Below are 22,735 nucleotides of genomic sequence, written 5' to 3'. Positions count from 1 at the left end.
ATTAAACTGAATACCGAGAATGCCTAAATTATCGTACCGCGGAGAAATTATGCCCGCATCCCCTATCCGGAAATTAGTACCTTTGGCAAATGAAGCCAAAAAAAAAGGAATTAAGGTCTATCATCTGAATATCGGACAGCCTGATTTACCAACACCGGAAATTGGTTTAGCTGCGGCACGTAATCTCGATCGTAAGGTCCTCGAATATAGTCCCAGTGATGGAATTAGAAGTTTCAGAGAGAAACTTGTTAAATATTATGCTAAATTTAATATTGATGTTACGGCAGACGATATAATTATAACGACAGGTGGATCTGAAGCTGTATTATTCTCATTTATGGCATGTCTTGACCCAGGTGATGAAATAATCGTACCCGAACCGGCTTACGCAAATTATATGGCTTTTGCAATATCTGCCGGTGCCGTAATAAAGACAATACCCTCTTCTATCGAAGAAGGATTCGCTTTGCCTTCTGTTGAAAAATTCGAAGAATTGATTACAAAACGCACGAAAGGCATACTTATATGTAATCCGAACAATCCGACAGGATATTTATATACTCAAAAAGAAATGAACCAGATACGTGATCTGGTAAGTAAATATGATTTGTTCTTATTTTCAGATGAAGTATATCGTGAATTTTGTTATACAGGAGCACCTTATATATCAGCATTTCATTTAAAAGGTATTGAAGATCATGTTATTCTTATAGACTCTGTTTCTAAGCGTTATAGTGAATGCGGCATACGTATTGGCGCACTTATTACAAAACATAAAGAGCTGAAAAAGAATATTATGAAGTTCTGCCAAGCGCGTTTGAGTCCTCCTTTAATCGGGCAATTGGTTGCAGAAGCTTCTCTCGAAGCTCCCGAAGAATATCTTTTGGATACATATAATGAATATGTTGAAAGACGAAAGTTCCTAATTGATGGTATTAACCGCATACCGGGTTGCTATTCACCCATACCCATGGGAGCTTTTTACACAGTGGCTAAGTTGCCTGTCGACGATGCCGATAAATTTTGCGCCTGGTGCCTTAGTAATTTCCAATATGAAGGACAAACCATATTTATGGCTCCATGTTCAGGGTTTTATACAACACCTGGATTAGGGAAAAATGAGGTCAGAATTGCGTATGTGCTTAAAAAAGAAGATTTGGCAAATGCTTTAACAGTGTTAGCAAAAGCACTTGAGGCTTATCCGGGAAGAATAATATGAATTTAGAGCTTTTCATAGCCCGTAAAATACATTTTGAAAAAGACGAAACTCGTAAGGTTTCGCCTCCTGCCATACGTATAGCTATAACGGGGGTAACTTTAGGTTTAGCGGTAATGATATTGGCTGTAGCTATCGTTATCGGTTTCAAAGAAGAAGTTCGTAATAAAGTAATTGGGTTTGGTTCTCACATACAAATAGCGACATTTGATAATAATCAGTCTTACGAAACACATCCTATCGCCATTTCACAAGAGATGAGAGACTCTTTATGTTTATATCCTGAAATAAAAGATGTTGAACCATTTGCGACAAAACCCGGAATATTAAAGACCGATGATGCTTTTCTTGGCGTAGCAATTAAAGGAGTCGACAGCCAATATAACTGGGATTTTTTTAAAGAGTATCTTGTATCTGAATCTATACCTCAGATCAACGATTCTGTAATTTCTAACGAAATACTTATTTCAAAAAATATTGCAGATAAATTACATCTCGGTGTTGGTGATCAGATATTGTGTTATTTTGTACAAGATAACATCAGGGCTCGTAAATTTAAGATTACAGGTATTTATCAAACTTATTATACCGATTATGATAAGATATTTATTATCGGTGATATTAAGCAGGTACAGCGACTAAATAATTGGAAGAAAGATCAGTATAGCGGTTTAGAAATACGGTTAAAAAATTTTGATCAGCTTAATTTTATGACTGAGACGTTGTATTTTAAATATATCGATAAAACTGATAAATACGGTGAAAATTATTATGTAAGATCTGTTAAAGAACAGAACTCTCAATTATTTAGTTGGCTCGATTTTTTAGATACTAATGTATGGGTTATTCTTATACTTATGTCATTGGTTGCTGGTTTTACAATGATCTCCGGGTTATTGATAATTATTCTCGAACATACCAATATGATCGGAATATTAAAGGCACTAGGAGCCAATAATATCACGATAAGAAAAATTTTCTTATATGTTGCTGTATTTTTGGTAGGTAAAGGTATGCTTTGGGGGAATGTTATCGGATTAGGGTTATGTGCCGTTCAGTATTTTTTTAAGATTATCAAATTAGACCCTGAAGTATATTATATTACTTCAGTACCTATTGAATTTAATTTTTGGTATTGGTTATTACTGAATATATCCTCTTTGATTATTTCGGTTTTAATGCTTATAGGGCCTTCTTATCTTGTGTCTTTGATTAGACCGGCAAAATCTATAAAATATGAATAGAATATTATTGAATTAATTCGGTTAATTTTTCCTTTAAGTTTATTATTGATAAGTCTCTTGCGGCTATTGTTCCGTCAGGAGTAAAAATCATGAAAGACGGAATGCGATAAATTCCATATTTTTCTACCGTTTCTGAATCCCAACCTTTGGGATCGGAAAACTGTTCCCAAGGTAGTTCATTCTGCGAAATTGATGTTCTCCATGATAAAGAATCTCTATCGAGAGATATACCGACAATATCTACACCTTTATATTTATTTTCATAATATAGTTGCTTTAATTCAGGAAACAGCCGATTACATGCAGGGCACCATGACGCCCAAAAATTTACTATCAGAAATTTTCCTTTCCCAACGCAATCCGAAAGATTTCCTTTTTTTCCATTAGGATATTTTAATACCAAATCCTCGAAATATCGTCCTACCGAAACTTTCGACTGATTTTTCAAACGGGATTGTAGAGTTTTTATATCTGCTTCATTTTTGAATATAAGTTCAACCTTATCCAGTATCGATGATAGTTCGTTATTGGTAAATATATTACAATTTCTTCCTAAAATAAATGCACCTACTACATTATCCGAATTATTTAATATCATTTTTTTTATTTCTTTTTTTCTCACATCGGTTAGTGAATCGTAGCGAAGAGACAATAAGTTTTCCAAAGAGGGATTTATAGTACTGTCCTTTAATGATTTCATATATCTTTCTTCTACCTTAAGCAACGAATAATCTATATTTTTTTTATATTGTAAATATTTCTGTAAAACATCGTTTAAAAATGTACCCGATACTGTAAGCGTAGTGTTATAATCTAATAATAAATTACCATTTTCGAGAACAAAAGGAGTATGTAAATTATGGTCATCCCCTACTCTTATATAATAAACTGCCGGTGCATCTTGTATCCCTTTTATAATAAATTTATTATTTTCTATTAATACACTATCGATATCTATCAGTTGTTTTTCCGATACTTTTGATATATAAACCATTTTACCATTTAATTTCGAACATTCACCATATATAGAATAGGATGTTGGTATGTGATTACAGGCAGTAGATAGTAGTATTATTAATAATAATATAATCTTATTCCTTTCCATTTTTCAATATTGTTTTGATTTATGTACAAAGTTAACAAGATTACCTATTATATTTTTATCATTCTTTCTATTTAATATTAAAAATATCATTTTGAATATTAATATAATGTATTAAATAGATATATGATTTATATTTGTAAATATATAAAGAAATGTGATTTATTAAATGCTTATATTTAATCATTATGATATTTTTATTTTTATCTTTGCAAATAGATAATATCACTAAAAAATACAAAGCATATGTGTGGAATTGTAGGTGTATTTGATTTAAAAGTAAAATCGGATGATTTAAGGGAACAAGTATTAAAAATGTCTAAAAAAATAAGACATCGCGGACCAGATTGGTCGGGAATTTATTGTGGAAATAGAGCGATACTTGCACATGAAAGATTATCTATTGTAGATCCCGAATCGGGAGGTCAGCCGTTAAAGAGTAAAGACGGGAAGCTCATTCTGTCTGTTAATGGTGAGATATATAACCACAGAGACATACGTGCACGGTTGGGATTGAAATATGAGTTTCTTACAGGATCTGATTGTGAAGTTATTCTAGCTTTATATAAAGAAAAAGGAATTGATTTCTTGGAAGATATAGACGGTATTTTCGCGTTTGCACTATATGATGAAGAAAATGATGCTTATTTTATTGCACGAGATCCGATTGGGGTTATTTCTCTTTATATGGGACGGGATAATAAAGGCCAATTCTATATTGCATCCGAATTAAAGGCTTTGGAGGGAATATGCTCACACATCGAACCTTTCTTGCCCGGACATTACTGGTATAGTAAAGCACCTGGCCTTGTACGCTGGTATAGAAGAGATTGGGAAAAATACGATAGTGTAAAAGATAATAAAGCCGATATATCCGAATTGAAAAATGCTTTGGAAGAAGCGGTAAAACAACAGCTTATGTCAGACGTGCCGTACGGGGTACTACTTTCGGGTGGGCTGGATTCTTCTATTATTTCGGCAATTGCTAAAAAATATTCTGCCAAAAGAGTTGAATCGGATGGTCAGAAAGATGCATGGTGGCCTCAATTACATTCATTTGCCGTAGGTTTAAAAGGTGCCCCTGATCTTATAGCTGCACGAAAAGTCGCTGATTATATCGGTACAGTACATCATGAAATAAATTATACAATACAAGAAGGCCTCGATGCTTTGCGTGATGTTATTTATTATATAGAAACCTATGACGTTACTACCGTTCGGGCATCTACCCCTATGTATCTGTTGGCACGTGTTATAAAATCAATGGGTATAAAAATGGTTTTATCGGGTGAAGGTGCCGATGAGATATTCGGAGGATATCTTTATTTTCATAAAGCTCCTGATGCTAAAGCTTTTCATGAAGAAACCGTTAGAAAATTAAGTAAATTATATCTTTATGATTGTTTGCGTGCAAATAAATCATTGGCAGCTTGGGGAGTTGAAGGACGTGTCCCATTTCTTGAAAAAAAATTTATCGATGTGGCAATGAGAATGAATCCTGATACCAAAATGTCGAAAAATGGGAAAATAGAAAAATGGGTATTGAGAAAAGCTTTTGAAGATATGGTGCCCGAAAGTATTGCCTGGAGACAGAAAGAGCAATTTTCTGATGGTGTAGGTTATGGTTGGATAGATACCTTGAAAAGAATTACTTCGGAAAAAGTGAGCGACGAACAAATGTCTCGTGCCCCAGAACGATTTCCGGTAAATCCGCCCATGAATAAAGAAGAATATTACTATCGTACTATTTTCGAAGAACTTTTCCCCTCTCGTACCGCGGCAAAAACAGTACCGTCAATTCCTTCTGTTGCTTGTAGTACGGCAGAAGCTTTAGCTTGGGATGCTTCATTTCAGAATATGAATGATCCTTCAGGTCGTGCAGTAAAAAATATACATAATCACGGTTATTGATTTCTACTATAAAAAATATCCCTGAATAATTTTCAGAGATATTTTTGTATGTATATCTTACAATTCTTCTTCAGGTATATGTTTTGGCAAAAATAAATTAAGCAATATATATCCTACTATTCCTGACAATAAAGATCCCAAAAGAATACCGATTTTTGATTGATTCAATAACGTATCGCCTATACTTTCCATATTTCCATAAGATAAATTTGCAATAAACATGGATACTGTAAATCCGATACCCCCCAAGGCTGATATACCGGCAATCATTTTCCAGGTAGTACCTTTCGGCATTGCAACAATTTTTAATTTTACAGCCACATATGAAAATAGGAAAATCCCAATAAACTTACCGATTACTAAACCTAAAAATACAGCCAGACTCACTCCGTGAAATATATCATTCATTTGTAAACTTTGTAATGCAATTCCAGCATTTGCAAATGCGAATAGAGGAATTACCAGGTAATTAACAATAGGATGTAATGTATCTTCGAGGTCTTGAAGAGGACTTATTACTTTATCTGAAGCGGATTCGACACATTTTAGCATATTCAATTGTTCTTTTGATAAAATGTTGGTTTGGCCTTTAACTTGAGTCTCGTTTACAGGGAATTTAGCAATTTCTTCTCTTATTTTTTCGATAAATCGGGCCGTAGGGATACGTGGATGGGCAGGAATACAGAATGCGACCAATACACCGGCTATTGTCGGATGTATTCCAGAATTCAAAAAAAGGAACCAAACAGCTATTCCGATGAGAATATAGAACATTTTGCTATTAATTCTGAGAACATAACCTCCTAACCCCATTATTATTAAAAGTCCAGCAGCATATAACAGATAGGTGAAAGTTATACTATCGGAATAAAACAATGCAATTGCAAGAATTCCTCCTATATCGTCTACTACCGCTAATGTTGCCAAAAATATTTTCAATCCGATAGGTACTCGTTTTCCCAACATACTTAATATCCCCAATGAAAAGGCAATATCCGTAGCCATGGGAATAGCACTGCCTCGTAATTCGGCTTCTCCGGTCGCTATAAAACGAAATATCAATATAGGCAATATAATACCTCCGATTGCTGCTATGACCGGCAAAAGAGCTTTCTTTATAGAAGAAAGTTCTCCGACTAAAACTTCTCTTTTTATTTCGAGGCCGACTGAAAAAAAGAAAATAGCCATAAGAGCATCATTAATGAATTGCATTAGCGACATAGATTCGCCATGATGGCTGAAAAGATTAAAATTCCCGATCTGTAATGAGATTGGATAATTCCACCAAGAAAAATAAAATGTATTTAACGGAGAATTAGCCATAATCAGGGCTAAAGCCGTGACTGCGATTAATACATAGCCTCCGTTTGCATAATTTTGTAACGATTTTCGTAATGCAAAAATAGTATCTTTCATCTTTTATTGAGTATACATATTTTTATTAGAACAACAAACGGCCCTTTATGTTTGAAATCTTTTATATGTGCAAATAAAGGGTCGTTTGTTGTTTATATATTATCAATCTAATTTAAGTACAGCTAAAAATGCTTTTTGAGGTACCTCTACCGATCCGATTTGCTTCATTCGTTTTTTACCTTTTTTCTGTTTTTCTAATAATTTACGTTTTCGACTGATATCCCCTCCGTAACATTTGGCAGTTACATCTTTTCTTACGGCTTTAATTGTTTCCCGAGCAATAATTTTCGACCCGATTGCAGCTTGTATGGCAATATCAAATTGTTGTCTGGGAATAAGTTCTTTAAGCTTTTCACACATCCTACGCCCGAATGTTACCGCATTATCGAAATGTGTTAGTGTCGAAAGAGCATCTACCGGTTCTCCGTTAAGCAGTATATCGAGTTTTACCAATTTCGACGGACGAAAATCATGAATATGATAGTCGAATGAAGCATAACCTTTAGATATACTTTTTAGTTTATCATAAAAGTCTATTACAATCTCCCCTAAAGGAAGGTCGTATATAAGTTCTACGCGATTTCCCGATATATATTCTTGTTTAACGAGTTCTCCTCTTTTCCCCAAACATAAAGTCATTATAGGGCCGATAAAATCGGTATTAGTAATAACGGAAGCCCGTATATAAGGTTCTTCAATATGTTCGATTAGTGTAGGATCGGGTAATCCCGAAGGATTATGGACTTCGGTCATTCCTCCTTTTTTATCGAATATTCTGTATGAAACATTCGGAACAGTCGTGATTACATCCATATTAAATTCTCTATCGAGCCTTTCTTGGATAATTTCCATATGCAAAAGGCCCAAAAAACCGCATCGGAATCCGAACCCGAGTGCCACGGATGATTCCGGTTGAAATGTCAAAGATGCATCATTCAGTTGAAGTTTTTCCAGAGAAGCTCTCAGATTTTCAAAATCTTCGCTTTCGATCGGATAAACACCGGCAAAAACCATTGGTTTAACTTCTTCAAATCCCTCAATGGCTTTTGTACAGGGACGTGCTACATGTGTTATCGTATCCCCGACTTTTACCTCACGAGATGTTTTTATACCCGAAATAATATAGCCTACATCACCCGTTTGCAATTTTTCTCTCGGAGACATGTCGAGTTTTAAAACGCCAATTTCATCGGCCTCGTATTCTTTCCCCGTTGCGACAAACTTTACTTTATCACCTTTTCGTATTGTTCCGTTGGCGATTTTGAAATAAGCGATAATACCACGAAAAGAATTAAATACGGAGTCGAAAATTAGGGCTTGCAGCGGAGCTTCAGGATCACCCATAGGAGGTTTTATCCTTTCGATGATTGCATTAAGAATAGATTCCACACCTTCACCGGTTTTTCCGCTGGCTCGTATAATATCTTCTCGCTTGCATCCGATAAGTTCTATAATCTGGTCTTCTACTTCATCGGGCATAGCACTCGGAAGATCAACCTTATTAACAACCGGAATGATCTCCAGATCATTCTCGATAGCCATGTACAGATTGGAAATTGTTTGAGCCTGTATTCCCTGTGAAGCATCTACGATAAGAAGAGCTCCTTCACAGGCTGCAATTGAACGCGATACTTCATATGAAAAATCGACATGCCCCGGGGTATCGATCAGATTCAGAATATATTTTTCATTGTTATATATATATTCCATCTGTATCGCATGACTTTTTATTGTTATCCCCCTTTCCCTTTCCAGATCCATATTATCTAATACTTGATCTTGCAAATCTTTTCCTGCGACAGTATTTGTAAATTCGAGTAAGCGATCTGCCAAGGTACTTTTACCATGATCGATGTGTGCGATTATACAAAAGTTGCGTATATTCTTCATTTATTGTTTTTTCTTTTTCAAATGCAAATATAACACTTTTTTGGTTCTTAAAAATGGGGATTAATACGTTTACAAACAAATAACGAAGCCGACCGGATTATCGTTTGCAGGAATTGCGATATAAATTGTTTATTGTAATGATATATAACAAAAAATGAAATATATTTGTAATACTTGTTTCATAAGATTGAAATAAATAAATAAGAACTTCGCATTGTATTAAAAAATAAAAGCTATGACAACAAATGCTCGTATTCTTGTAGTTGACGACGAAGAAGACTTATGCGAAATACTAAAATTTAATCTCGAGATTGAAGGATTTGAAGTAGATACGGCAAATTCTGCTGAAGAAGCTTTAAAAAAAGATTTGTCGATATATCAGTTGTTAATGCTTGATGTGATGATGGGTGAAATAAGCGGTTTTAAAATGGCTAACCTAATCAGGAAAGACGAAGCTAAAGCTAAAATTCCCATTATTTTTCTTACAGCAAAAGATGCTGAAAATGACCGTCTTACCGGTTTTAATTTGGGTGCGGACGATTATATCTCCAAGCCTTTTTCAATTAGGGAAGTGATAGCAAGAGTTAAAGCTGTAATACGCCGTACGGCTGTCAAACAAAGTGATGTAGAGCCGGAATTGCTTCTGTTCGAAACATTAAAAATCGATCTCCCAAAGAAAAAAGTTACTATCGATAATGAAGAAATAACTCTTACCAAGAAAGAATTTGAAATACTTAAATTGTTACTCGAACATCAGGGTCATGTTTTTTCCCGAGAAGAAATTTTAAGCAGGGTTTGGAGTGATGAAGTATATGTATTGGACCGTACAATAGATGTGAATATTACTCGCCTAAGAAAGAAAATCGGTAAATACGGAAAAAATATTGTAACACGTTTAGGATATGGATACTGTTTTGAGATAGCATAAGCGGTATATTAATATGAAGGAGGATGGGAAATTCTGATAAAACTAACTATAAATTACCTTTTTATAAAGAGCTGTTCATTTCGATCGCTTCATTATTTGTACTATTCGTATTGGTTATTTTCTTTTTTCAATTCAATCTCGAACGAGAATCCAAAAAAGAGATGCTTAACTCCATCCTCCAAGATTACAATAATCTAATTTATAGGGAATATTCTTCATCTAAAATGACAGAAGCACGCCTGGATTCGATTATTAAGGGAATAACTGATAAAAATTTACGCGTAACCATTATGACTACTAATGGTAAAGTCCTTACCGATAGTGGCCATAACGATTCGATACCATTGCCCAGTCATTCGACTCGTCCTGAAGTAATGGAGGCTTTACAAAACGGATTAGGATATGCCCAAAGAGAATCGGCCACATTGGGTAAAGATTTCTTTTATTCAACAAGGCGATATGGAGATATTATTGTACGGTCTTCCCTCCCATTCGATGTATCGACAATGAGCATGTTAAAGGCTGATAATAAATTCACTTATTTTTTATTCGCTATCTCTATTTTAGTAATTCTTTTGCTTTATTATTTTTGTAATAAATTGAGTCGGTCAATTTCTATTTTGCAGGAGTTTTCTCAAAAAGCAGAACAAGATCAACCTGTAGACTTACATGTAAAAGTCGCTAAAAATGATATAGGGGATATTACTCATAATATAATTAGGATATATAAAAATTTAAGAGCGACTAAAAATGAATTGTCCATAGAGAAGGAAAAGCTGATTACTCACCTTCAATTTTCAAAAGAAGGTCTTGCTGTTTTTTCTACAGATAAAAAAGCGATTATAGCCAATAATCTTTTTATACAATATGTAAATCTTATTTCCGATGATCAGTTGACATCGACAGATGATGTTTTCTCTCTTTCCGAATTTAAAAAAATTACTGTATTTATCGATAATAATCTTTGGAGAGCCAATAAAACCGAAGAGTATATTTCAGACTCGATGACCGTTACAAAAAACGGTAAATCGTTTCTTATAGAATGTATAATTTTTCAAGACAGAACTTTTGAAATATCTTTGAATAATATAACACAACAAGAAGAAGAAAGTCGTTTGAAAAAACAACTTACACAAAATATTGCTCATGAATTAAAAACTCCGGTTAGTAGTATACAGGGATATATGGAAACTATTATATCCAATCCATCTTTGAGTAATGAAAAAAGAGTAATTTTCCTAGAACGTTGTTACGCCCAAACAATCAGGTTAACCGGTCTTCTTCAGGATATTTCTATTTTGAACCGGATCGATGAGTCGAATGATCTTTTTGATATGGAAAGTATCGATCTCGGACTCATAATTAATGAAGTAATTAATGATACGATTGTACAATTAGAAGAAAAGCATATGAGGGTAGAAATATCTGTCCCTGAAAATGCAATTATCAATGGAAATCATTCTTTGTTGTATTCGATATTTCGCAATCTTACCGATAATACAATTGCTTATGCTGGAGAGAATACTCAGGTTTCGATCAATTGTTATTTGCAGGATGCCAATTACTATTATTTTTCTTTCTCTGATAATGGTCCAGGTGTATCGGAGGAGCATCTGAATCGATTATTCGAACGTTTTTATCGTGTTGATAAAGGTCGTTCGCGTAAGTTGGGAGGTACAGGGCTTGGATTAGCTATTGTAAAAAATGCAGTCATTTTTCATAAAGGAGAAATATTGGCTAAAAACAAGCTTGATGGGGGCCTCGAGTTTCTTTTTACATTGAAAAAATGAGAATCTCATTTCCCTGAAATTAAGAGTTTTAATGAAATAAGAGTCGCTACATTTGATTTTCAGAAGTCATTATTTTTGATAATCTGGTTAAAATTGTACATTTGTCTGTTATTAATCCCGGAATCGAATGCCGACATGACACAGACTGAAAAATACTTTGTAGAGTTATCCTCGAATTTAAAGGATGCTTTTGCCCAGGTTTTCGGAAATCCCGAAATGTTTTATAAAACCGCCTATCTTATTGCGAAGAACGAACATCTTACTTCTCTTGATAAAAATGATCAATGGGAACAAAAAATTGAGATTATTCATTATTATCAAAATAAGCTTAAAGAATTTCTGAACAATCTTTCGCTCGATGGAGAAAACTTAATGGCAGATATTGCCAGTGATTATTTCGAAGATTATGCCCATTATAGGGATAATATTGATTTCGGGCTTTCTAACGAAGAATTTCTGAGCGTATTAAAGGAAATTCAACATAAACTGTAATAATAATTAATATTACGATCTTATTTGTAATAATGAGACTTTGATATTAATTTATTGCTGATAGTGTTTGTTATTATTTTATTAATCAAATTGAAAGTAATTATGCAGACAAGTTTTAACCGTTATATAGAAAATGCAATTATCGAAAATTGGGAACGAATAGCGTTATCTGATTTTAATGGGGTATCGTATAGCTATAAAGATATCGCTCGTAAAATTGCAAAATTACACATACTTCTTGAGGCATCAGGTATAAAAAAGGGGGATAAAGTAGCTATTTGCGGACGAAACTCCTCTCATTGGGCTGTCTCTTTTTTTGCGACTCTTACTTATGGTGCGGTTGCTGTTCCGATATTACACGAATTTAAAGCCGATAATGTACATCATATCGTAAATCACTCAGATGCAAAAGTATTGTTTGTTGGAGATGTTGTATGGGAAAATCTCAATGACCAGCAAATGCCCGATCTTAACGCAATTATTCTAATCAACGATTTTTCTGTTTTAAAAACTGACAAAAAAGAATTGATTACGGCTCGAGAACATTTAAATGAATTTTTTGGTAAAAAGTATCCGAGCCGGTTTACAAAAGAGGATGTGAAATATCATGAAGATTCACTCGATGAGCTGGCTCTTATCAATTATACTTCTGGATCTACCGGTTTTTCAAAAGGAGTTATGTTATCGTATAGAAGTATTTGGTCTAACCTGAAGTTTTGTAATGAGAACCTCGACTTTTTGCAGGCGGGTGATGGAACAGTATCTATGTTACCGATGGCACATATGTACGGTTTGGCGATAGAGTTGATGAATCCCTTCGCTAAAGGATGTCACATTCATTTTCTTACTAGAGTTCCTTCTCCCAAAGTCATAATGGATGCGTTTGCTGAGATTAAACCGAAAATGATTGTTGCTGTACCTTTGATTATAGAAAAAATCATAAAAACAAAAGTTTTTCCGCTTTTAGAAAAGCCTATTATGAGGTTAATGATGATGGTTCCTTTTCTCGATACTCAATTGTTATCGAAGATAAAGAATAAACTTACTGAAACTTTTGGAGGAAATCTACAGGAACTAATTATCGGCGGAGCAGCTCTGAATAAAGAAGTAGAGGATTTTTTGAGAAAAATAGAATTTCCTTTTACTGTGGGATATGGTATGACGGAATGTGGCCCCCTTATCTCCTATGCCCCTTGGACTGAAACCCGACTTACATCTTGCGGAAAGGTAGTTCAACGTATGAAAGCTAAAATTGAATCTGCAGACCCACAAAACATAGTTGGAGAATTGTGGGTAAAAGGCGATAATGTAATGTTAGGGTATTATAAAAATGATGAAGCGACTCATCAGGTCTTGAAAAAAGACGGGTGGATGAATACTGGAGATCTTGCCCTTCTTGATAAAGATAATTATATCTATCTGAAAGGTCGAAGTAAAAGTATGATTCTCGGACCTTCAGGACAAAATATATATCCTGAAGAAATAGAAGGAAAACTTAATAATATGCCGTATGTAAATGAATCGGTAGTTATCGATAAAGACGGCAAATTGGTAGCTCTTATTTATCCTGATTTTGATAATGCTGAAAAAGAAGGAATTACCAAAGATAAAATCGAGGATCAAATGGAGGAAAATCGTATCGTTATTAATAAAGAGTTACCCGCATATAGTCAAATTAGTCAAATAAAAATATTTTACGAAGAATTTGAAAAAACACCCAAAAGAAGTATCAAACGATATTTATATCAAAACACATGAAAGAAGAATCTATCTATTATCAGCCGGAAATTGAAACCATAGAACGGGGAGAACTTGAAAAACTACAGTTAGCCCGATTAAAAGAAACGATAAGGATTGCATCAAATGCTCCTTTTTATGCAAAATTATTTTCTGATAATAAAATTACTCATGAGTCGGTTGGTTGTATCGATGACTTAAAAAAATTGCCATTTACAACAAAATCTGATTTAAGAGATAATTATCCTTTCGGGTTAATTGCGACAGACATGAAGAATGTGGTAAGATTACATTCTTCAAGTGGTACTACAGGAAATCCGACTGTTATATGCCATTCTCAGCACGATCTCGACCAATGGTCAAATCGTTTGGCACGTTGTATGTATATGGTCGGATTACGAAATACCGATGTATTTCAGAACACATCGGGTTATGGAATGTTTACCGGTGGATTAGGGATACAATACGCTGCAGAAAGATTAGGAGCTCTCACAGTACCTGCCGCTGCCGGTAATAGTTTAAGGCAAATTAAGTTTATTACCGATTTTGGAACTACCGCAGTACATGCCATTCCCAGTTATGCTACACGTTTGGCTGAAGTCATGCAGGAAGTAGGAATAGACCCCTATAAAGATACCCAATTACATACTTTAATTATTGGAGCCGAACCTCATACCGAAGAACAACGTAAAAAGATTGAAAAATTATTAGGTGTAAAGGCGTATAATTGCTTCGGAATGTCTGAAATGAGTGGTCCGGGCGTCGCATTTGAATGTACTTATCAGAATGGGCTTCATCTTTGGGAAGATTGCTTTATTATGGAAATAATCGATCCTGAAACTTTACAACCTGTGCCCGAGGGAGAAATTGGAGAACTGGTACTTACAACTCTCGATAGAGATGCAATGCCTCTGATACGGTATAGGACAAGAGATCTCACCCGCATAATTCCCGGTAAATGTCCTTGCGGACGAACACATCGTAGAATTGATCGGATAAAAGGACGCAGTGACGATATGTTTATTGTGAAGGGGGTAAATATTTTTCCTATGCAAATTGAGAAAATACTGATGCAATTTAGCGAATTAGGGACTAATTATCTGATTACAATTGATACGGTAGGTAATAATGATGAAATGATGGTTGAAGTTGAACTTGGTGAACTTTTTACTGATGATTATTCCAAGTTGCAGCAACTTACCCGCGAAATTACACGGCGTTTAAAAGATGAAATATTGCTTACTCCGAAAGTAACTTTAGTGGATAAAGGGAGTCTGCCGCAAAGCGATGGAAAGGCTATTAGAGTAAAAGATTTAAGAAAAAAATAAAAATTAAAATACAGATATCATGATCATACAACAATTATCAGTGTTTCTTGAAAATAAATCGGGGCGATTAAATGAAATTCTTGAAATGTTGGGGCAAGTAAATATTCGTATTATAGCCGCTACGGTCGCTGATACTTCTGAATATGGCATTTTGAGATTGATAACCACCGACACTCAAAAAGCTTGTACGACACTGAGAGAAAAAAAAGTAAGTGCCAATATGAGTGAAGTTATCGCTATATCCTGTGATTCTCGTGCGGGTACGTTTGCCAAGCAGTTAAGATATTTCTCAGAAAATGGGATTAGTATAGAATATATGTATTGTTTCTCGATAGCTGAAAAGGCATTTTTGATATTAAAAACAGATAATGTACTGAAAGCAAAGAAAGTCGCGATACAGTTTGGCCTTGAATTGATTTCCGAAAAGGAATTGCTCGCTTTATAAAAGGAAATATGGAAATATTGAAGAAAAGAATATTGCAGGATGGCGTATGTTTCGAAGGGGGAATCCTTAAAGTAGATAGTTTTATCAACCATCAGATGGACCCTATGCTAATGCGTTTGATAGCCGAAGAATTTGTAAAACGATTCTCTGATGTAGAAATAAATAAAATTATGACAATAGAAGCGAGTGGTATAGCTCCTGCTATTATGGTTGGCTACCTTATGCAACTACCGGTTGTATTTGCTAAGAAGAAAGAGCCAAAAACCATGCGACATGCGCTTACTACGACCGTTCATTCTTTTACTAAAGATAGAGAATACCCGGTAAGCATTAGCGGAGAATATCTCAATTCTAAAGATCATATTCTTTGTATCGATGATTTTTTGGCAAATGGTAATGCTGCTTTGGGAATGTATGATCTTATACAACAGGCCGGAGCTCACCTTTCGGGAATGGGATTTATAATAGAAAAAAAATTTCAGAATGGAGGTGAAGTTTTACGTCGAAAAGGTATTAGAGTTGAATCTTTAGCTATAATAAAAAGCCTTGACGATTGTAGAATATCGTTCGAATAATTTTGAATAGACTTATTTATAGATAAAAAGAGGAGGCTAATCTTACTTAACTTCCTCTTTTCAGTGTCGGGGTAGCGGGATTCGAACCCACGACCCCCTGCTCCCAAAGCAGGTGCGCTAACCGGACTGCGCTACACCCCGATCTTTCTCTTTTGCGGGTACAAATATAGCGCTATTTTTTTATTCTGCAATTTATGTTGCCAAAACTTTTCATTTATCTGTACCGTATTTTAAATGTAGTCATAAAAATGCAAAAAACAGAGGCTATATTTATCCTCTGTTTTTATATCTATTATTTTATAAATACCATTACCATTCTTTCTCAGCATCTTCTAAGGGCAGGTGATCTTGAAATTTCATTTGGGCATGTGTCCCGTCACAAAATGGTTTGTTCGAGGACTGTCCGCACCGGCAGAGAGTTACCCTATTCCTTATTTCATAGCTTGTTCCGTCGGCACTTTCGATACGAATACCTCCTTTTACCCATATGGGACCGCTAACGTGTATTCCCGGGTCTTCGATAATACCGATTGAAGGCAAAAATGGAGGCTCGAATACTTCTTCTTTTTCTTTGTCCCATAATACTAATCGACCGGCAGGGCAATGACCGGCTTCGTGTCTTACGAGTTCCTTTTCTTTTTCTGACTGAGCCTCTTGAACCAAATTCCAGATACGGCCATATGCATCACAAAAACGTGCGAAAGCACAGTAATCCTGATTATCAGCCAAAATCATAGTCGGTCCTTCAAATTCTTCTGCATTTTCTAGTAAAGGTGTTTTGTCATTTGTTTCTTTGGGGTTCCAGTGAGCATGCTGATGAGAACCGTCGCAGAAAGGTTTGTGTTTGGACTCTCCGCATCGGCATAATGAAATAGGCTCTCCTTCACTTTTAAAGTGTGTCCCTTTACGATATACCCACGAACTCCCTTCTTCGTTAGGCATAATTATTTCCTGATCGATAGGTGGATTTCCGTACACAAGATAAGGACCTTGATCTGTAATTTTAATGTAAAATGTTTCTGGAGCCGCTTTAGAACCGACTTCTACCGGAATTTTTTTTGATTTTGCCATAATTTTTTGTTTACAAATACTACTTATAAAACAAATGGTAAAATCAATAAGTTCAATTTAATATTCAACGGTAAGGCCGTCGTAAGATAAATATACATTATCAGGTAATTGGGGTGCAACATGCTCATGTAAACCCATTTGATGACTCATATGAATAAGATACGCTTTTTGAGGTGAAACTCGTTCAATTACATTCAATGCCTGTGATAGACTTTGGTGCGATATATGTTCGGTAATACGTAAGGCATTTACAACTAATATCTTTAATCCTGAAAGCTTTTGATATTCTTCTTCTGGAAGAGTAAGCATATCAGTTATATAGGCCATATCTCCTATTCTATATCCTAATATCGGCAATTTATAATGCATTGCCCGTATAGGAATAATTTGTATTCCGTTTATACTGAAAGGGGCGATACTTATTTCTTTTAATTGTAAATTGGGTACACCCGGATATTTCTTTTCTGTGAAGCAATATGGCATTCGGGTTCGTATAGCTTGAGCAACCGAGGTTTCCAAATAAATCGGAACTGGACGATTATTACAAAATGGTCTCAGATCGTCAAAACCGGCAGTATGGTCATAATGAGCATGGGTAATTAGCACTGCATCGAGAGACGTAACACCTGTTCTGAGTATTTGCTGTCTGAAATCAGGGCCACAATCAATTAAAATATTTTTATTGTTGACAGAAATTAGAGCTGAAGTACGTAACCTTTTATCTTTATTATCAATCGACGTACATACTTCGCATTTGCATCCTATCTGTGGGATTCCGGTGGAAGTTCCTGTTCCTAAAAATTCAATTTTCATCATATGATCCATTCATCTAATGAAATTTACTTCAGGAGTAATCGTTATATTAAAATTAGATTTTACCGACTGTTTTATTTCCTCAGAAAGCTCGACAACATCGTCGGAAGTTGCATTGTTTTTATTAATGAGGACTAAACATTGTTTGTCGTGAACAGCTGCACCTCCGTGTATTTTCCCTTTCCATCCACACCGGTCTATCAACCAAGCAGCCGGCACTTTAACTTTTTCATTATCTATCGGATAATGGGGTATATCAGGGTATTTTTCTTTTAACAAAGAATATTGAAACAGAGGAATAACAGGATTCATAAAAAAACTCCCTGCATTACCTGTTATTTCCGGATCAGGCAATTTGTTTTCTCTAATCTCAATAACCGCGTTCCTAATATTTCTCAAATTTATAGTTCCTTTAGTTTCGACTGCAGTTTTCAGATTTCCGTAACTTAGATTGTATATCGGTTGTTTACTCAAACAATACGTAACAAATGTAACGATGTGTTTTTCCTTTAATTCATTTTTAAAAATACTATTTCTGTAACCGTATTTACAATCTATACAATTAAAGACATGATGTTCTCCCGATTCGATCTCAATCGTTTCAACAGTATCTATAATATCTTTTACCTCACTACCGTATGCACCTATGTTTTGAACAGCACTCGCTCCTACTTCTCCGGGAATCTTCGAAAGATTTTCGGTGCCATACCATCCTCGATCAATACAATAAGCTACAAAATCATCCCATATTACACCCGATCCGACTTTTATTTTTACACATCTTTCCGTTTCATCTTTAATGGTGATTGTTTTAATGCGGGAATGTAAGATCGCACCGTCATAATTTCCGAGGAAAAGAAGATTACTACCACTACCAATGTGCAAAAATCTCTTATCTTTTATCCATTCCGATGCCAACAATTCTTTTAATTCTTCTACAGAGTCATATTCGACAAACCATTTTGCTATGGCAGGAATATGGAAAGTATGCTTGTCTTTTAATTGTATATTTTCGTGAATAATCATTTAATCCGCAGTTTATTTATTGTCTAAAATTTTTCAATATGCCGTCTTCAAATAATAAATATGCACCGGTTTTATAAAACCATTCTTCCCGGAGTCCCATTGTCGTGAGATATTGTCTTATATCAGCCGGTTTCCCGATAGCCAAACGACACTCTTGTTGAGTCATCCCTTTTTTAACTTTAGATTGGGTAATCGAATCCCACATTTCTTCTGATATATCTTTATATTTGTTTTTAGGATCTTCAAATGTAAATAATTGATCGAATGTTATAAATTCCCCAGCAATGCCGTCCGGAGACAAAACTCCGAAAACACGACCTTCATTTTCATCAGTTGTTTTAAATACAAATTGTATGGGAAGAACATTTGTTCCAGGTAATATGTCGGTTATGACGACGGGAACCATTTTAAATCCGTTTATTTCTTTACCATTCGCATTATACCATAAAGATGTTTTTATATATAATGTTTTTCCGATGAGTAATTTTTTAGCAAGTTCGATTTCTGAAACAGGCACTAAATCCGGAATCAATGGGCGGTATGTCGATCGTTCCATCTCCTGACGTTTTTTTCTGCTTTCATATTTATATATAATCCCATCACACTCAAAAATAAGATTTACAGAGGGCATATATCCGAATATCAACTCATCTCGGGATCCTTTATAAGTAAATATTTTATCTTTATAAGATATTTCCTTATCAGGTAGTAAAGTATCGGGGCGTAAAGTTAACCCCAATTTATTTCCTACATGAATAAATGTTTTTCCTATTGGCCATAAAAGACAATTTTCTGTACTAAAATTAGTCCGCATAAAAATTTCTTCAACTGAAAGTTCCTCGTTTTCTGTGTTTTCATTTTTCTTTTTAAAAAAATCAGATGGAGAAGCAGCTTCGACTCCCTGAGAGAGAAACAAAAAAGTAATGATAAAAGTAATAATATTGCGAAATAATTTCATAAACTCTTACTTTATTTAGAAATAAATTTTCTTCGCCAAATATACTAAGATTGTACTAAAATGAATGATAAGTTTTATTAATTCTTCATCAATATATTAGTTATCTTTAGCTTTATTTCTATATATTTGCAGTAGGTAACTACTAACAGATAATGCAAAATAAAATATTATTTACATATTATAAATTAAGATTTCGCAGATGGAGTCGTAGTCGTTTTGCGGCATTCTGCAGTATCGGAAAGTGTGTAAATATAGGGACTGTCTGTAAAAGTATTATCGAAGCTTCATTAAGAAAGCAACCGATAAGTATTTCTTTAAAGTATATTACGTTTACTTGTTTTACTGAAGAAAACTCAGAATTTACCGATCCGGCTTTTTTCTGTCCGGAAATAATTATTCTGGAAGAAAAATCTGAAATAATTACGAGATTTGATATTTCCAAGGATGTTTGTTTATGCAAATATTTTTATATTTTTTAGAAGCGACAGATGCTTGATAATTAGAAATCAATCATCTGTCGCTTTTTATTTTAATAAAATGCTTATGATAGAAAAATTTAAGAAATTGGTACTTGAAGGAAAATGCATTACATTCGACCAAGCAGTTCAATTATCAGAAACAACGGATAAAGATAAGTTATACCAAGCTTCAGGTGAAATCACCAGACATTTCGGATCCAGATTTTTTGATACCTGTTCAATTATTAATGCTCGTTCGGGAAGCTGTCCCGAAAATTGTAAATGGTGTGCTCAGTCGGCACATCATAATACAAAAATTGAGACGTATCCTCTACTCGATATTCAAACATGCTTACGCCAGGCTATTCACAATGAAAATATTGGTATTAAACGATTCTCTTTAGTAACGAGCGGACGTAAAGTATCTGGAAGAACTTTAAATGAAATCTGTAATATATATCGTGTTATAGGCAAACAAACCAAGCTCTCGTTGTGCGCATCTTTGGGATTATTAAATAAAGAAGAATTACAAAAATTATACGATTCGGGAGTAACCCGTTATCATTGTAATCTCGAAACAGCAGCTTCTTATTTTCCAACACTTTGTACAACTCATTCTCAAGAAGAAAAAATTGAAACGATTCGTGCAGCCCGTGCAACGGGTATGGAAATATGTTCGGGAGGAATTATAGGCATGGGTGAAACTATGATACAAAGAATCGAATTGGCTTTCAGTTTAAGAGAATTAAATGTGACTTCTATTCCTATAAATGTGTTACAACCTATTTCTGGGACACCACTTGAAAATATGCCACCTCTGAGCGAAGAAGATGTTCTTACTACTATCGCCGTTTTTCGTTTTATACATCCTATGGCAAAATTACGTTTTGCCGGTGGACGAGGAATTATGTCAAAATCACTACAGGAAAAGGCTTTAAAGATCGGAATAAATTCGGCCATTACAGGAGATATGCTTACTACGATAAGTTCTAAAGTAGAGGAAGATAAAAAGCTATTTCAGCATGCTGGTTACATTTTAACAGATGAAATATGACAAACGAAGCTATTTTATATTTCGATAGAGAACATTTGTGGCATCCTTATACATCGACAGAACAGCCTCTACCGGTTTATGAGATCATACGGGCAGAAGGAGTTTATCTTGAATTATCGAATGGAAAACGTTTAATAGACGGGATGTCGTCTTGGTGGGCCGCTATTCATGGTTATAATAATCCTCGTCTGAATAAGGCTGCAAATGTCCAGCTTAAAAGTATGTCACATGTGATGTTTGGTGGCATAACCCATCGTCCGGCAGTGGAGTTGGGTAAACTTATCCTGTCTCTTGTACCTCTGGGACTTGAAAAAATTTTCTATTGTGACTCGGGTTCTGTTTCGGTTGAAGTTGCACTTAAAATGGCTATACAATATTGGTACAGTAAAAAAAAGTATAAAAAGCAGAACTTTGTGACTATTCGCTCCGGGTATCATGGTGATACATGGAATGCGATGTCTGTTTGCGATCCTGTAACAGGAATGCATTCGATTTTTGGTAACACACTACCCCAACGTTTTTTTATTCCATCTCCTTCTTGTCGTTATGTAGATATTTGGGAAAAAGATTGTATCGAGCCTTTAACAGAATGTTTCGAACAAAATGCTGATACATTAGCTGCTCTTATTTTAGAACCAATTGTACAGGGTGCAGGTGGTATGCGTTTTTATCATCCTGAGTTTCTGGTAAAAGCGCGTGAATTATGTGATAGATTTGGAGTGTTACTAATTGTAGATGAAATTGCTACAGGCTTTGGCCGCACGGGAAAGATGTTTGCGTGTGAACACGCTGGCATTACTCCTGATATTATGTGTATCGGTAAAGCACTCACCGGAGGGTATCTGACAATGGCAGCGACATTGGCAACCGACAATATTGCCACAGCTTTATCTCAGGGAGTACCTGGAGTATTTATGCACGGACCTACATTTATGGCGAATCCTTTAGCTTGTGCTATCGCAAAAGCATCGATAGAAGAATTGCTTTCTTATGATTGGAAATCGAAAATAAAATCTATTGAAACTCAATTATGGAATGAGTTAGCCCCCATCGCAAAATTCCCTCAAGTTGCCGATGTTCGTGTCTTGGGTGCTATTGGCGTTGTAGAGATGAAAGAATCCGTAGATATGGCAACGATACAAAAACAATTTGTAGAGCTGGGTGTTTGGGTTCGGCCTTTTGGCAAATTGGTATATGTAATGCCTCCCTATATTATTACGTCCGAACAGCTTTCTATTCTTACGAATGCCTTATTATGTGTAGTAAAAAAGCAAAAATAAT

Annotated in this window: 19 protein-coding genes and 1 tRNA gene; 12 read left to right on the top strand and 8 right to left on the bottom strand. The window is 35.0% G+C overall.

Annotated features, from left to right (window positions below):
- Window positions 1-19: 19 nt before the first annotated feature.
- Window positions 20-1,219, top strand: coding sequence for a pyridoxal phosphate-dependent aminotransferase (locus tag NMU02_RS08350; RefSeq protein WP_255027345.1), 1,200 nt, complete (start codon window positions 20-22; stop codon window positions 1,217-1,219).
- Window positions 1,216-2,460 (top strand): ABC transporter permease, encoded by a 1,245-nt coding sequence (locus NMU02_RS08345; RefSeq protein ID WP_255027344.1) that lies wholly within the window; start codon window positions 1,216-1,218, stop codon window positions 2,458-2,460. Before NMU02_RS08350 ends, NMU02_RS08345 begins: the two co-directional genes overlap by 4 nt.
- A gap of 4 nt (window positions 2,461-2,464) precedes the next feature.
- Here NMU02_RS08345 and NMU02_RS08340 read toward each other — a convergent pair whose 3' ends face one another.
- The gene (locus NMU02_RS08340) at window positions 2,465-3,565 is read right to left on the bottom strand and encodes a TlpA disulfide reductase family protein (protein ID WP_255027343.1); all 1,101 of its coding nucleotides are present in this window, start codon (window positions 3,563-3,565) and stop codon (window positions 2,465-2,467) included.
- 243 nt (window positions 3,566-3,808) lie between these two features.
- Here NMU02_RS08340 and asnB point away from each other — a divergent pair, with 243 nt between their 5' ends.
- On the top strand, window positions 3,809-5,473 hold the full coding sequence (asnB, locus tag NMU02_RS08335; RefSeq protein ID WP_255027342.1) for an asparagine synthase B: 1,665 nt from the start codon (window positions 3,809-3,811) through the stop codon (window positions 5,471-5,473).
- 57 nt (window positions 5,474-5,530) lie between these two features.
- Here the strand turns inward: asnB and nhaA are convergent, their stop codons facing one another.
- Window positions 5,531-6,889: a Na+/H+ antiporter NhaA gene (nhaA, locus tag NMU02_RS08330; protein WP_255027341.1), complete on the bottom strand. Its 1,359-nt coding sequence runs from the start codon at window positions 6,887-6,889 to the stop codon at window positions 5,531-5,533.
- 102 nt (window positions 6,890-6,991) lie between these two features.
- Window positions 6,992-8,779 (bottom strand): translation elongation factor 4, encoded by a 1,788-nt coding sequence (gene lepA / locus NMU02_RS08325; RefSeq protein ID WP_255027340.1) that lies wholly within the window; start codon window positions 8,777-8,779, stop codon window positions 6,992-6,994.
- A 235-nt stretch (window positions 8,780-9,014) separates the two neighbouring features.
- Here lepA and phoB point away from each other — a divergent pair, with 235 nt between their 5' ends.
- The 7 genes from phoB to xpt all read left to right on the top strand — a co-directional run bounded on the left by phoB (window position 9,015) and on the right by xpt (window position 16,074).
- Window positions 9,015-9,707, top strand: a complete 693-nt coding sequence (gene phoB, locus NMU02_RS08320) for a two-component system response regulator PhoB (protein WP_255027339.1) — start codon at window positions 9,015-9,017, stop codon at window positions 9,705-9,707.
- A gap of 23 nt (window positions 9,708-9,730) precedes the next feature.
- Complete coding sequence (gene phoR / locus NMU02_RS08315; protein ID WP_255027338.1) at window positions 9,731-11,497, top strand: two-component system sensor histidine kinase PhoR; 1,767 nt, start codon at window positions 9,731-9,733, stop codon at window positions 11,495-11,497.
- A gap of 135 nt (window positions 11,498-11,632) precedes the next feature.
- Window positions 11,633-11,989 (top strand): hypothetical protein, encoded by a 357-nt coding sequence (locus tag NMU02_RS08310; RefSeq protein ID WP_255027336.1) that lies wholly within the window; start codon window positions 11,633-11,635, stop codon window positions 11,987-11,989.
- A 102-nt stretch (window positions 11,990-12,091) separates the two neighbouring features.
- Complete coding sequence (locus NMU02_RS08305; protein ID WP_255027335.1) at window positions 12,092-13,747, top strand: AMP-binding protein; 1,656 nt, start codon at window positions 12,092-12,094, stop codon at window positions 13,745-13,747.
- The gene (locus NMU02_RS08300) at window positions 13,744-15,054 is read left to right on the top strand and encodes a phenylacetate--CoA ligase family protein (RefSeq protein WP_255027334.1); all 1,311 of its coding nucleotides are present in this window, start codon (window positions 13,744-13,746) and stop codon (window positions 15,052-15,054) included. Before NMU02_RS08305 ends, NMU02_RS08300 begins: the two co-directional genes overlap by 4 nt.
- A gap of 19 nt (window positions 15,055-15,073) precedes the next feature.
- Window positions 15,074-15,499 (top strand): acetolactate synthase, encoded by a 426-nt coding sequence (locus NMU02_RS08295; protein ID WP_255027333.1) that lies wholly within the window; start codon window positions 15,074-15,076, stop codon window positions 15,497-15,499.
- Between the two features lie 8 nt (window positions 15,500-15,507).
- Window positions 15,508-16,074, top strand: coding sequence for a xanthine phosphoribosyltransferase (gene xpt, locus NMU02_RS08290; RefSeq protein ID WP_255027332.1), 567 nt, complete (start codon window positions 15,508-15,510; stop codon window positions 16,072-16,074).
- A gap of 66 nt (window positions 16,075-16,140) precedes the next feature.
- Here the strand turns inward: xpt and NMU02_RS08285 are convergent.
- From NMU02_RS08285 to NMU02_RS08265, 5 genes are all read right to left on the bottom strand, one after another.
- Window positions 16,141-16,215 (bottom strand) — tRNA-Pro (locus NMU02_RS08285).
- Window positions 16,216-16,383: 168 nt separating this feature from the next.
- Window positions 16,384-17,145, bottom strand: a complete 762-nt coding sequence (locus NMU02_RS08280) for a CDGSH iron-sulfur domain-containing protein (protein ID WP_255027330.1) — start codon at window positions 17,143-17,145, stop codon at window positions 16,384-16,386.
- A 57-nt stretch (window positions 17,146-17,202) separates the two neighbouring features.
- The gene (locus NMU02_RS08275; RefSeq protein ID WP_255027512.1) at window positions 17,203-17,958 is read right to left on the bottom strand and encodes an MBL fold metallo-hydrolase; all 756 of its coding nucleotides are present in this window, start codon (window positions 17,956-17,958) and stop codon (window positions 17,203-17,205) included.
- Window positions 17,959-17,970: 12 nt separating this feature from the next.
- Window positions 17,971-18,984, bottom strand: a complete 1,014-nt coding sequence (gene murB / locus NMU02_RS08270; protein ID WP_255027328.1) for a UDP-N-acetylmuramate dehydrogenase — start codon at window positions 18,982-18,984, stop codon at window positions 17,971-17,973.
- Between the two features lie 16 nt (window positions 18,985-19,000).
- Window positions 19,001-19,942 carry a hypothetical protein gene (locus NMU02_RS08265; protein WP_255027327.1) on the bottom strand — a complete coding sequence of 314 codons (942 nt, stop codon included), beginning with the start codon at window positions 19,940-19,942 and terminating at the stop codon, window positions 19,001-19,003.
- A 543-nt stretch (window positions 19,943-20,485) separates the two neighbouring features.
- On the opposite strand from NMU02_RS08265, the gene bioB reads away from it, so the two are divergent.
- Window positions 20,486-21,454: a biotin synthase BioB gene (bioB, locus tag NMU02_RS13730; protein WP_354003112.1), complete on the top strand. Its 969-nt coding sequence runs from the start codon at window positions 20,486-20,488 to the stop codon at window positions 21,452-21,454.
- A complete protein-coding gene (gene bioA / locus NMU02_RS13725; RefSeq protein WP_435522028.1) occupies window positions 21,451-22,734 on the top strand; it encodes an adenosylmethionine--8-amino-7-oxononanoate transaminase in 1,284 nt (427 codons plus the stop codon). Before bioB ends, bioA begins: the two co-directional genes overlap by 4 nt.
- The last annotated feature ends 1 nt before the right edge of the window (window position 22,735 follow it).

Origin of the sequence: Coprobacter tertius (genome assembly GCF_024330105.1) — a bacterium.
Classification (GTDB): Bacteria; Bacteroidota; Bacteroidia; order Bacteroidales; family Coprobacteraceae; genus Coprobacter; species Coprobacter tertius.
The sequence above is the reverse complement of the archived record's forward strand: the minus strand, read 5'-3'. Positions and strand labels throughout refer to the sequence as shown.